The sequence below is a fragment of the Rhodanobacter sp. FW104-R8 genome (genome assembly GCF_001617365.1).
Lineage (GTDB): Bacteria > Pseudomonadota > Gammaproteobacteria > Xanthomonadales > Rhodanobacteraceae > Rhodanobacter.
Window position 1 is genome coordinate 38994 of the sequence record NZ_LVJR01000016.1, and the last position, 12025, is coordinate 51018.

8 protein-coding genes are annotated in these 12025 nt (G+C 70.0%); 5 read left to right on the plus strand and 3 right to left on the minus strand.

What is annotated here, in order from left to right:
* Positions 1-7 precede the first annotated feature (7 nt).
* Complete coding sequence (pgmB, locus tag RHOFW104R8_RS03935) at positions 8-3016, minus strand: beta-phosphoglucomutase (RefSeq protein ID WP_407071426.1); 3009 nt, start codon at positions 3014-3016, stop codon at positions 8-10.
* A 325-nt stretch (positions 3017-3341) separates the two neighbouring features.
* Here pgmB and RHOFW104R8_RS03940 point away from each other — a divergent pair, with 325 nt between their 5' ends.
* A complete protein-coding gene (locus RHOFW104R8_RS03940; RefSeq protein ID WP_082823514.1) occupies positions 3342-4346 on the plus strand; it encodes a LacI family DNA-binding transcriptional regulator in 1005 nt (334 codons plus the stop codon).
* A 7-nt stretch (positions 4347-4353) separates the two neighbouring features.
* On the opposite strand, the gene RHOFW104R8_RS03945 is transcribed toward RHOFW104R8_RS03940, so the two are convergent.
* Positions 4354-6003, minus strand: coding sequence for a PAS domain-containing sensor histidine kinase (locus RHOFW104R8_RS03945; RefSeq protein ID WP_068096506.1), 1650 nt, complete (start codon positions 6001-6003; stop codon positions 4354-4356).
* 310 nt (positions 6004-6313) lie between these two features.
* On the opposite strand from RHOFW104R8_RS03945, the gene sucC reads away from it, so the two are divergent.
* Both sucC and sucD read left to right on the plus strand, forming a co-directional pair.
* Positions 6314-7474 (plus strand): ADP-forming succinate--CoA ligase subunit beta, encoded by a 1161-nt coding sequence (gene sucC, locus RHOFW104R8_RS03950; RefSeq protein WP_068096503.1) that lies wholly within the window; start codon positions 6314-6316, stop codon positions 7472-7474.
* 96 nt (positions 7475-7570) lie between these two features.
* A complete protein-coding gene (gene sucD / locus RHOFW104R8_RS03955) occupies positions 7571-8446 on the plus strand; it encodes a succinate--CoA ligase subunit alpha (protein WP_068096497.1) in 876 nt (291 codons plus the stop codon).
* A gap of 70 nt (positions 8447-8516) precedes the next feature.
* Here the strand turns inward: sucD and RHOFW104R8_RS03960 are convergent, their stop codons facing one another.
* Positions 8517-9422, minus strand: a complete 906-nt coding sequence (locus RHOFW104R8_RS03960) for a LysR family transcriptional regulator ArgP (protein WP_068096496.1) — start codon at positions 9420-9422, stop codon at positions 8517-8519.
* A gap of 205 nt (positions 9423-9627) precedes the next feature.
* Here RHOFW104R8_RS03960 and RHOFW104R8_RS03965 point away from each other — a divergent pair, with 205 nt between their 5' ends.
* Together RHOFW104R8_RS03965 and RHOFW104R8_RS03970 are read left to right on the plus strand one after the other, a co-directional pair.
* Positions 9628-10245, plus strand: coding sequence for a LysE/ArgO family amino acid transporter (locus RHOFW104R8_RS03965; RefSeq protein WP_068096495.1), 618 nt, complete (start codon positions 9628-9630; stop codon positions 10243-10245).
* A gap of 65 nt (positions 10246-10310) precedes the next feature.
* Positions 10311-11996, plus strand: a complete 1686-nt coding sequence (locus RHOFW104R8_RS03970) for an NAD+ synthase (RefSeq protein ID WP_068096493.1) — start codon at positions 10311-10313, stop codon at positions 11994-11996.
* The last annotated feature ends 29 nt before the right edge of the window (positions 11997-12025 follow it).

Genomic DNA, 12025 nt, shown 5'->3' on the forward strand with positions numbered 1-12025 from the left:
TGGCCGCTCATGCAATGAAACGGCTGATGTCGAACGCGGCAATGTCCGGCAACAGCACATCCGCTTTGTCCAGCTCCTGGGCGCGGCCGATGCCGACCGCCGCCATGCCCGCCGCGTGCAGCGCGGCGATGCCCGCCGCGGCGTCTTCCACGCCGAGGCATTCCTCCGGGGCCACGCCCAGCCCGCTCGCCGCCGCCAGGAAGATTTCCGGGTCGGGCTTGGAGCGGGCGATGCGGCCGGCATCGACCGCGTAGTCGAACAGCGCGGCGATGCCCAGCCGGTCGAGCAGCTGCGGCGCGTTGCGGCTGGCCGAGGCCAGCGCGGTCTTCAGCCCGGCGCGGCGCACGGACTCCACCGCGGCGCGCGCGCCGGGCAGCAGGTCCTGCGGGCCGAGGCGCCCGATCAGTTCGACGTAGTAGCTGTTCTTGCGCGCGGCGAGCGCTACCTTCTCCGCTTCGCTGTAGGAGCGCGGCGCGCGCTCCAGCAGGATGTCCAGCGAACCGCGGCGGTCCACGCCCTTCATGCGCCCGGCGGTGGCCTCGTCGAGCGGCGCGCCGATCTCGTCGGCCAGCTGCTGCCACGCCGCGCGATGCAGCACGGCGGTGTCGGCGAGCACGCCGTCGAGATCGAACACCACTGCCTTCAACGGCGTCGGCGCGACGACGCCCGCGCAGGGCAGGCGCAGCGGCTGGCCGGCATGCAGGCGTTGCGGCAGGCCGTCGTGCAGGAAGGTGAGCGCGCTGCCTTCGGTAAGCGTGTACTGCACGCCGTCGCCGTCGACCTCCACGCGCAGGTGCGCGTCGCGCCAGCGCAGGCCGAAGCGGTAGCTGCGCCATGCCGCCGGCAGCCGCGGCGCCAGCGCGGGCAGGCCATCGTGCACGCGCAGGCCGCCGTAGCCCCAGGTCAGCGCCAGCCAGCTGCCGGCCATCGCCGCCATGTGCAGGCCGTGCGCCGCGTTGCCGTGCAGGTCGTCCAGGTCGACCCGCAAGGTGTCGAGGAAATAGCGATGCGCCTTGTCGGCGTAGCCCACCTCGGCCGCGATCACCGCGAAGGTGGAGGCGGACAGGGTGGAGTCGTGCACGGTGATGGCTTCGTAGTAGTCGAAGTTGCGCCGCTTGGCGGCCACGTCCACCTGCTCGCCGGCCAGCATCAGGGCGAGCAGCGCGTCGGCCTGCTTGCAGACCTGGTGGCGGTAGATGCCCAGCGGATGCATGCGCAGCAGCAGCGGGCGCTTGTCCGGCGTGGTGGCGAGCGCGGCGGGCAGCCGCGGCTTGTCGAGGAAGCCGTCGTCCTGCGGGAAGATGCCCAGCGCGGCGTCCACCGGCAGGTGCATCGCCTGGGCCGCGGCCAGCCACTGCGTCGGTTCGTCGGCCTGCAGGCCGATCCGTGCGGCCAGCGCGGCGTAGTCGGCCGGGTGGCTCAGCGCCATCCATTCGGCGGTGGCCGCCGCGTCGCGCAGGTGCCGCTGCGCCATGCGGTTGGTGTAGTGGTTGTTGTCGACCAGGGCGGAGTACTCGTCCGGGCCGGTGACCTCGTGGATGCAGAACGCGCCGCCGCGGCGCGGATTGAAATGGCCGATCTCCAGCCAGATGCGCGCGGTCTCGAAGATCATCTCGGCGCCGCATTCGAGCAGGAACGCCTGGTCGCCGCTGGCGTCGACGTAGAGGCGGACCGCCCAGGCCACCGCGGCGTTGATGTGGTATTGCGCCGAGCCGCCGGGGAAGTACGCGGAGCATTCGTCGCCGCTGATCGTGCGCCAGGCGTACAGCGCGCCGCGCAGATGATTGAGTTCACGCGCATGCCGGCGCGCATGGCCCAGCGTGCGGTGGCGGTACGCCAGCATGGCGCGCGCCAGTTCCGGGGCCAGGGTGACCAGCGCCGGCAGCATGAAGGCTTCGGCGTCCCAGAAGTAGTGGCCTTCGTAGCCCTCGCCGGTGAGTCCCTTGGCGGCGGTGCTGCTGTGGCCGTCGCGGCCGCTGGACTGGAACAGGTGGAACAGGTTGAGGCGCAGCGCCCGCTCGGTCGCCGGGTCGCCCGCGATGGCCAGGTCGGCCTGCGCCCAGAATCCGGCCAGCACCCGCGCCTGCCGTTCGAGCAGGGCCGGGTAGCCGAGTGCGATCGCCGCGGCGAGCGTGGCCTCGGCCCGGGCCGGCAGGGTGTCGGCGGAATCCGTGGCGAATGGCGCGGTGAAGGCGTAGGCGACGTACTTGTCCAGGCCCACGCTCTGGCCCGGCGCCAGCGTGCCGGCATAGGCCTGCATCACGCCATCCGTGGTCCGGCCGGCGTTGCGGAAGACGAGGCCGGCGGCCTGTTCGTGGCGCTGCACGCAGGCCAGCCGGATGCCGCTGTGGGTGGTCTGCTGGCCGACCCAGGCCGAGGCCTCGTTCGCCTGCGCGGCCCAGGTGGTGAGGCCGCCCGCGAGGCGGCTGCCGATGCGCGGGTCATCGCCCTGCCCGACGGCCTCGCGCCCGCAGCCGATCGACGACTCCAGCGTGACCGGGCCGCGGTAGTCGATCGAACGCACGCGGTAGCGGATCGCCAGCAGCCCGGCCTCCGCCAGGCTGACGAGGCGTTCGGCCTCGATCTCCAGCGTGGCGCCTTGCGGCGAGCGCCAGCGCAGCCGCCGCCGGTAGCAGCCGTGGCGCAGGTCGAGGATGCGCTCGAACTGCAGCCACTCGCCCTGGTCCAGCCGCACCGGCGTGTCGCCCAGGCGCAGCCGAATGTGCGTGGCGTCGGCGACCGGGATGCGCGTGTCGGTATGGCTGGCGAAACCGGGAAAGCGCTCGTGGTACTCGATCGGGGTGCGTTCCCATACTCCGGACAGCAGGGTGGCCTGGCTGGCGCTGTCGGCTTCCTCCAGGTTGCCGCGCACGCCGAGCGTGCCGTTGGCGAGGGCGAACAGGCTCTCGTCCCGGGCGAAGCCGGCCGGGTCGGTGCCATGGCGGACCAGCAGCCACGGATCGTCCACGGCCTGCCTCTCGGGCGGCCGGGCATCGAGGCCCGCTGCTGCCGTCATCTGGTGTTCCACGATAAATCTCCCCGATTCGCATGGCATGGGCCGTCCCGCACCAGGCTGGCGGGGAGCTTGGCATCAAATGTTATCGGTATCAAGATACCGATAACATTTGATGCGGCAGACTTGTCCAAACCGTTCCGGGGCGAGGGAGAAGGGCCATGGGTGCGTGCTTTCCGCTTGCCTCGGCGCGCTGCCGGCGCGCGCGCGGGGCGAGGTTGCATCGGCAAGGCGAATGTCGACACACTGCGGGCGCCGGTGCCGGCCATTGCCGTAGCCCGGCGGCGCCACGTCACCGGATCGGCCAGACCAACAGGGAATCGGATAGTTGAGCAAGAAGGGCACGCGCAGGCACGCGTCGGGCGGCCCGACCATGGCCGACCTGGCGCAACTGGCCGGGGTTTCCAAGATCACCGTCTCGCGGGCGCTGGGCGACAGCCCGCTGGTCAATCCGGAAACCCGCGAGCGGATCCAGGCGCTGGCGTGCGAGCACGGCTACAAGCTCAACATCAGCGCGCGCAACCTGCGCCTGCGCCGCAGCCATACCGTGGCGGTGATCGTGGAGATGAAGCCGTCCACCGACCGCACCATGTTCGATCCGTACCCGCTGGTGCTGCTGGGCGGCATCTCGCAGGAACTGACCGCGGCCGGCTACAGCGTGCTGCTGACCACCCGCCAGGGCGCCAGCGCGGCGGCGGTGCAGGCCGCCGACGGGCTGATCCTGCTGGGCCAGGGTGCGCACCAGGACGCGGTGCGCCGGTTCGACAAGCTGAACCTGCCGATGGTGGTATGGGGCGCGCAGTCGGCCAGCGACACGCATGTGGTGGTGGGCAGCGACAATCGCCTCGGCGGCGCGGTGGTGGCACGGCATTTCATCGCGCTTGGCCGGCGCCGCCCGGTGTTCATCGGCAATCCCAGCCACCCGGAGATCTTCGAGCGCTTGAACGGCTTCATCGACGCGCTGGCGGTGCGCGGGATCAAGCCGCTGCTGATGCGGCGCGACGAGTTCACCATGGACTCGGGCATGGACGCGGTGCGCTCCCTGAATGAGCGCAAGGTCGGCTTCGACGCGATCTTCGCCTGCAACGACCTGCTGGCGATGGGCGCGATCCGCGCCACGCTGGACCTGGGGCGCTCGGTGCCGGCCGACGTGTCGGTGGTGGGTTACGACGACATGCCGCTCGGCGCCAGCTTCCTGCCGCCGCTGAGTTCGGTGCGGCAGGACTGGCAGGAAGGCGGCATGCTGCTGGCGCGCAAGGTACTGGCGCTGATCGAGGGCGAACCGGCCAGCTCGGAATCCCTGCCGGTCAGCCTGATCTTGCGTTCGACCTGAGGGCGGCTCAGCGCGCGGCGGCTTCGGCGGTCTCGGCGGGATCGGCCGGGCTGCGCGCCGGCGGCGTCAGCACCAGCCGGAAGCAGCTGCCGCCGCCGGCCACGCGCACGTACTCCAGCGCGGCCTGGTTGGCCTCGCTCATCTGCCGGGCCAGGTACAGGCCCAGGCCGGTGCCGTATTCGTGGGTGGTATAGAACGGCTCGAAGATCTGCGCAGCCACCTTCGGCGCGATGCCGGGGCCGCGGTCGATCACCTCCAGGATCGGCACGCCGTGCTCGCCCTGGCGGGTGACCACCATCACCCGCGCCGGTTCGCCGGGCAGGCGGCCGTAGCGCAGCGCGTTCTGCACCAGGTTCCACACCACCTGCTGCAGCTGCTGCGGATCGGCCACCGCCGCCACCGGGCTGCCGCTGCCGGCGATCGCGCGCAGCGAGTCGGCGCCGAGGTCGTTGCCCTGCTGGTATTCGTCGACGAAGTTCTTCGCCCAGTGGCCCAGGTCCAGCGTCTCCGGGCGCGAACGTTCACGCCGCGACAGCTGCAGGATGTTCTCGATGATCTCGTTGAGCCGGATGCAGTGGTTGTTGATGATCTCGACCATGCGCTGGTCGGTGGCGTCCATGCTGCGGGACTCGGCGAGCAGTTGCGCCGAGTAGCGGATCGCCGCCAGCGGGTTGCGGATCTCGTGCGCGATCGAGGCGGACAGCCGGCCCAGCGAGGTCAGCGTGAGTTCCTCGGCACGGCGCGACAGCAGCGAGGTGTCGTCGAGGAAGATCAGCACGTGCGAGTCGTCGTTCGGCGCCAGCCGGGTGAAGCGCGGCACCACCTCGGGCACCCCGTCGGCGAGCTGGGTGGCGGTCTCGTCCAGCTTGCCCGAGGTCATCCAGTGGTACAGCCGGCGCGACAGTTCCGGCGCCAGCTGGCCGAGGTCGCGCTGGTCGGCGCCGGGGTTGCCCAGCAGCATCCACGCCGACTCGTTGATCTGGTGGATGCGGTTGGCATCGTCCACCAGCAGCACGCCGGTCTTCATGCGGCGGATGATCAGTTCGTTGACCTGGGCCAGGTTGGCCAGGTCGGTGCTGCGCTGCTCGGCCAGCGCCTCGGTGGCGCGCAGCTGCCGGCCCAGCACGTGGCACAGCGTGGTGGTGGCGAAGTAGGCGAGGCCGAACAGCGCGGCCTCGAGCAGGTCGCGGTCGCCGGGGCTCTCGGCCGACTTGCCGAAGAAGGTATGCCCGAGCATGCCCAGCGTGGCCAGCGCGGCGAAGAAGCTGGACAGCCGCAGCGGCAGGATCAGCGCGCCGGCGCTGAGGTTCACCGCCAGCATCATCGCGATGCCGATGCGCGCGTCGTGCATGGCGACGATCGCCAGCACCGCGGCGGTGATGTCCACGGCCAGGGTCGAGGCCACCACCGCTCGCGCGTACGGCATGCTGCGCCGGTTGAACAGCAGCATGAGCAGCGCGAACACCAGGTACAGCATGGCCATGCCGCGGGCGAAGTCGGGCACGGCCAGCACCGGCCAGCCCAGGCCCGGCGGGCTGAAGGCCAGGCCGACGTAGACCAGCGCCTGCACCAGCCGGAAGGCATTGAGGAAAGACAGCTCGTGGCGAACCGTCGCGGTACCCGCGCGCGCGCTGGTTGGAGAGGGTGTGCTGGACATCGTGCCGCCTGCAGCTGGATGGATTTTTGGAGCGTCCCCGACGGTTCACGGCGAGTATAGACGGGCCGGCCGGCGCCGTGCGGAGCGGCCGAAAGCGCATGAAACCGCGCCACGCGGGCTTCCGGGCGGGCGACACTTTCCATCGGCGCCCGCTTCCGCGAAAATAGGCGGCCATGTTGCGTAGATGTTGCCGGTTGTATGGCAGGCGCATGCATCCCGGCGGCGCATTCATCCGCTGTCCGACCTCCTGACCCACGCTGCTGTGTCCGCGTGCGGCCGTCACCCGTTTCCCGTTCGCTCGAGGTATCGAATGAATTTCCACGAATACCAGGCCAAAGAACTGTTCGCGCAGTACGGCATTGCCGTGCCGCCGGGCAAGATCGCCAACTCCCCCGACGCCGCCGTCGATGCCGCCAAGGCGCTTGGCGGCACGCAATGGATGGTCAAGGCGCAGATCCACGCCGGCGGCCGCGGCAAGGCCGGCGGCGTGAAGTTCTGCAGGAGTTTCGACGACGTCCGCGCCGCCGCCAAGGGCATGCTCGGCACGCGCATGGAGACCTACCAGTCGGCCGGCCGCGCGCTGCCGGTCAACCTGGTGCTGGTCACCGACGCCACCGACATCGCCAAGGAGCTGTACCTGTCGGTGCTGGTGGACCGCGATTCCAAGGCCGTCTCGTTCATCGCCTCCAAGCACGGCGGCGTGGACATCGAGCAGGTCGCCAAGGACACCCCCGAGGACATCCACACCATCGTGGTGGACTTCGTCGAGGGCCTGCAGCCCTACCAGTGCCGCCAGCTCGGCTTCGCGATGGATCTCAACGCGAAGCAGGTCAACCAGCTGACCAGGATCATGCTGGGCCTGTACAAGCTGTTCAACGAGAAGGACCTGTCGCTGGTCGAGCTGAACCCGCTGGCGATCCTCGCCGACGGCAACCTCGCCGCGCTGGACGGCAAGGTCAACTCCGACGACAACGCCGAGTTCCGCCACCCCGACCTGGCCGCGATGCGCGACCTCACCCAGGAAGACGCCGCCGAGGCGGCCGCGGTGCAGAACAACCTCAACTACGTGACGATGGACGGCTCGATCGGCTGCATGGTCAACGGCGCCGGCCTGGCGATGGCCACCATGGACGTGATCAAGCTGGCGGGCGGCGAGCCGGCCAACTTCCTCGACGTCGGCGGCGGCGCCACCAAGGAACGCGTCACCGAGGCGTTCAAGCTGATTCTTTCCTCCGACAAGGTGAAGGCCATCCTGGTCAACATCTTCGGCGGCATCGTGCGCTGCGACCTGATTGCCGAGGGCATCATCGCGGCGGTGAAGGAAGTCGGGCTGAAGATTCCCGTGGTGGTGCGCCTGCAGGGCACCAATGTCGATCAGGGCCGCGAACTGCTGGCCAATTCCGGCCTGGCGATCACGCCGGCGGACGATCTCAACGACGCGGCGCAGAAAGCCGTGGCCGCAGCCAAATAACCATGTAGGAGCGCACCTCGTGCGCGATGCTTTCCGTCACGTGACGAAGAGCGGTCGCGCACAGGGTGCGCTCCTACACGAACACAGGACATTCCCATGAGCGTTTTGGTCAACAAAAACACCAAGGTGATCGTGCAGGGCTTCACCGGCCAGCAGGGCACCTTCCATGCGCAGCAGTGCCTCGACTACGGCACCAAGGTCGTCGGCGGCGTGACCCCGGGCAAGGGCGGCTCCGAGCACATCGGCCTGCCGGTCTTCAACTCGGTCGATGAGGCCGTGCAGGAAACCGGCGCCGACGCGTCGGTGATCTTCGTGCCGCCGCCGTTCGCGGCCGACTCCATCCTGGAAGCGGTCGACGCCGGCATCCGCGTGATCGTGGCGATCACCGAGGGCATCCCGGTGCTCGACATGCTGCGCGTGAAGAACGTGCTGGCGCAGCATCCGGAAACCATCCTGATCGGGCCGAACTGCCCCGGCATCATCACCCCGGGCGAATGCAAGATCGGCATCCAGCCGGGCCACATCCACCAGCCGGGCAAGGTCGGCATCGTGTCGCGTTCCGGCACGCTGACCTATGAAGCGGTGTTCCAGACCACCAACGAGGGCCTGGGCCAGTCCACCTGCATCGGCATCGGCGGCGACCCGATCAACGGCCTCAACTTCATCGACTGCCTGAAGCTGTTCCAGGACGACCCGCAGACCGAGGGCATCATCATGGTCGGCGAGATCGGCGGCAGCGCCGAGGAAGACGCCGCCGAGTTCATCGGCGAGTACGTGACCAAGCCGGTGGTGTCGTTCATCGCCGGCGCCTCGGCCCCGGCCGGCAAGCGCATGGGCCACGCCGGCGCGATCATCTCCGGCGGCAAGGGCACCGCCGCGGCGAAGTTCGCCGCGCTGGAGAAGGCCGGCGTCACCACGGTGAAGTCGCCGGCCGACCTGGGCAAGACGCTTGCGAAGCTGATGAAGAAGTAACCGGGTCGACACGACCGACCGGAAAAGGGCCGCGGCGACGCGGCCCTTTTCCTTTGCCGCGGCTCCGCGGTCAGGCCCGCTGCGGGTTTCGCAGGCCCTGCCGGGCGGCGCGCAGCAGCATCGCGGTCACCGTCGACAGTGTGGCGGAGCGGATCGACCAGTGCTGCCAGTACAGCGGCACGTCCAGCCAGCGGCCGGGAACGATCGCCTCGAGCGTTCCCGCGGCGAACGGTTGCCCGAGCATGCTCTCCGGCGCCATCGCCCAGCCCATGCCGAGCGCCGCGCCTTCCACGAAGGCCGTGGCGGAGGGCAGGTAATGCATCGGCGGCGCCAGCCGGGCGCGCGTCACGCCATGGATGAAGCGCCATTGCAGGGTGTCCTTGCGGTTGAACACCAGCATCGGCGCCCTGCCCAGCGAGGTGGCGTCGACGCCGCGCGCGAAGTGCCGCTCGACGAAGGCGGGCGAAGCGACCGGCAGGTAGCGCATCACGCCCAGCTTCTGCACGCTGCAGCCCTGCACCGGCCGGGCGATGGCGGTGACGGCGCCGAGCACCGAACCGTCGCGCAGCAGGTTGGCGGAATGGTCCTGGTCTTCCACGCGCACGTCGAACAGCATCCCGTGCTGCGCGTGCAGGTCCGCCAGCGCGGATACGAACCAGGTGGCGAGCGAATCGGCATTGACGGCGATCGCGACGGAGCCCGGCCCGGCGCTGGCCGGCTCCACGTGGAAGGCCTCCAGCGTTTCGGCCTCCAGCAGCCGCATCTGCTGCACGCTGCGCAACAGCCGCTCGCCGGCGGCCGTGGCCGTGCAAGGCGCTCGGCGCAGGAGCAGCACCTGGCCCAGGCGATCCTCCAGCGCCTTAATCCGTTGCGAGATCGCCGACGGCGTCAGCGAGAGCCGCCGGGCGGCCCCGTCGAAGCTGCCCTCCTCGAGCACGGCGGCGAAGGCGGCGAGTTGCGGATTGAGGAGGCTCATGGGCGGTACCCGCCAGTGTGGAGGAATTCGCCCGCTGCGCGACCGGCCGCCGGAGCGGGGCATCCGTCGCCGCGCCCGTGCAGCGGGCACGCTTCCACGGCGACGTCTTCAAGCACATTAGCAAAACTGAACACACTTAAGGATATTTAGTTTTACTGAAGCACGGGCCTGCGCCAGAGTGGCCGCCTTTCCCGAGGGCATCCGCATGTTTACTTCGGCTTACCTGGCCGGGCTCGGCGCCGGCGCGGGCTTGATCGTCGCTATTGGCGCGCAGAATGCCTTCGTGCTGCGGCAGGGGTTGCAGCGCAACCACGTCGCTGCCGTGGTGCTGGTGTGCATCCTGGCGGACATCTGCCTGATCCTGCTGGGCGTGACGGGCATGGGCCTGGCGGTGCAGCAGCATCCCGGCTTGCTGCAATGGCTGCGTTATGCCGGCGCGACGTTCCTGGCCGCCTACGCGACACTGGCGCTGTGGCGCGCCTGGCGCGGCGAGAGCGGCCTGCAACCGGCCAGCGACGGCGCGGGGAGCCGCCGGCGCGTGGTGCTCGCCTGCCTGGGCTTCACCCTGCTCAACCCGCACGTGTACCTCGACACGGTGGTGCTGCTGGGCAGCCTGTCGACCCAGTACGACGGCGACGGCCGCTGGGCATTCGCCGGAGGCGCATCCACGGCCAGCGTGCTGTGGTTCCTTTCGCTGAGCTACGGCGCGCGCGCGCTGCTGCCGGTGTTCCGCAGCCCCGTGGCATGGCGGCTGTTCGACGTGGCCGTGGGCGTCCTCATGCTCGCGCTGGCGGCGCTGTTGCTGGCCCGGCGGATAGGCTGATGCCCGGGGGCGCGCGGGCGCCTCGGGTATCATAGGGAGCTACCCCGAAACACGGATTCGTCGGCATGCCCTCCCTACGCTTCGCGCTTGCGCAGTTCGATTTTCCGGTCGGTGCGGTGGCGGCGAATGCCGCGAAGGCCGGCGAGCTGATCGCGCGCGCGCGCCGCGGCGGCGCCGCGCTGGTGGCGTTTCCCGAGCTGACCCTGAGCGGCTACCCGCCGGAGGACCTGCTGCTGCGGCCCAGTTTCCTGGCCGCCTGCGCCGGCGAGCTGGCCGCGCTGGCGACGACGGCCCGCGGCATCGCCGCGCTGGTCGGCCATCCGCACAGCGAGGGCGAGGTGTTCAACGCGGCCAGCCTGCTGCGCGACGGCCGGGTGGAGTGCACCGCGCACAAGCAGGCGCTGCCGAACTACGGCGTGTTCGACGACAAGCGCTATTTCCGCCCCGGCCACGAGTCGACCACCGCGGTGGTCGACGGGGTGCGGATCGGCCTGCTGATCTGCGAGGACGTGTGGCAGCCCGAACCCGCCGCGCAGGCGGCGGCCGAAGGCGCGGAGCTGCTGCTGGTGATCAATGCCTCGCCGTGGGATGGCGCGAAGCAGGCCGAGCGCGAGGAAGTGCTGCAGGCGCGGGCGCGCGAAACCGGCTGCGCGGTCGCCTACCTCAACCTGGTGGGCGGCCAGGACGAGGTGGTCTACGACGGCGGCTCGCTGCTGGTGAACGGCGACGGCTCGGTCGCTGCGCGCGCGCCGGCCTTCGTCGATGCGCTGCTCTGGGCCGAATTCGATCCGGCCACGCGCACGTTGTCGGCGCAAGACTGGCCGGTCGCCGCCGACCAGGCGCCCGAGGCCGTGCTGTATGCCGCGCTGCTGCGCGGCACCCGCGACTACATCGACAAGAACGGTTTCGGCGGCGTGCTGCTGGGGTTGTCCGGCGGCATCGACTCGGCGCTGACCCTGGCGCTGGCGGTCGACGCGCTGGGTGCCGGGCGGGTCACCGCGGTGATGATGCCCACCCGCTACACCTCGCAGCTGTCGCTGGACGGCGCGCGCGCCCAGGCGGAGCGGCTCGGCGTGGCCTACCACGTGATCCCGATCGAGGCGACCTGCCAGGCCTTCCTCGATGCGCTGACCCCGGCGTTCGCCGGCAAGCCGGCCGACACCACCGAGGAAAACCTGCAGTCGCGCATCCGCGGCACGATGCTGATGGCATTGTCCAACAAGCACCGCCTGTTGCTGCTGGCGACCGGCAACAAGAGCGAGATGGCGGTGGGCTACGCCACGCTGTACGGCGACATGTGCGGCGCCTACGCACCGCTGAAGGATGTCTACAAGACCGTGGTGTACCGGCTGGCGCGTTGGAGGAACGGGATTCGGGATTCGGGATCCGGGATTGGGGAAGAGCAGCAGTTCCGCGAGAACGAGCTTCTCCGAATCCCGAATCTCCAGTCCCCAATCCCGGAAGAAGTCATCGACCGCGCTCCATCGGCTGAACTGCGCGACAACCAGACCGACCAGGATTCGCTGCCGCCGTACGACGAGCTGGACGCGATCCTGGCGCGCTTCATCGAGGGCGAGCAGTCGCAGGCGGAAATCGTGGCGCAGGGTTTCCGCGCCGACACCGTGCGCCGGGTGGTGCGGCTGGTGCTGCTGAACGAGTTCAAGCGCCGCCAATCGGCACCGGGACCGCGGGTGACCACCCGCGCGTTCGGCCGCGAGCGGCGTTATCCGATTACTTCAGGATGGCATTGAGCCTCGACGCGGACGATCTCGTCGACATG

Coding starts and splice junctions, on each gene's coding strand:
- pgmB (WP_407071426.1), bottom strand. CDS start 3,016: ATGACGGCAGCAGCGGGCCTCGATGCCCGGCCGCCCGAGAGGCAGGCC.
- RHOFW104R8_RS03945 (WP_068096506.1), bottom strand. CDS start 6,003: ATGTCCAGCACACCCTCTCCAACCAGCGCGCGCGCGGGTACCGCGACG.
- sucC (WP_068096503.1), top strand. CDS start 6,314: ATGAATTTCCACGAATACCAGGCCAAAGAACTGTTCGCGCAGTACGGC.
- sucD (WP_068096497.1), top strand. CDS start 7,571: ATGAGCGTTTTGGTCAACAAAAACACCAAGGTGATCGTGCAGGGCTTC.
- RHOFW104R8_RS03960 (WP_068096496.1), bottom strand. CDS start 9,422: ATGAGCCTCCTCAATCCGCAACTCGCCGCCTTCGCCGCCGTGCTCGAG.
- RHOFW104R8_RS03965 (WP_068096495.1), top strand. CDS start 9,628: ATGTTTACTTCGGCTTACCTGGCCGGGCTCGGCGCCGGCGCGGGCTTG.
- RHOFW104R8_RS03970 (WP_068096493.1), top strand. CDS start 10,311: ATGCCCTCCCTACGCTTCGCGCTTGCGCAGTTCGATTTTCCGGTCGGT.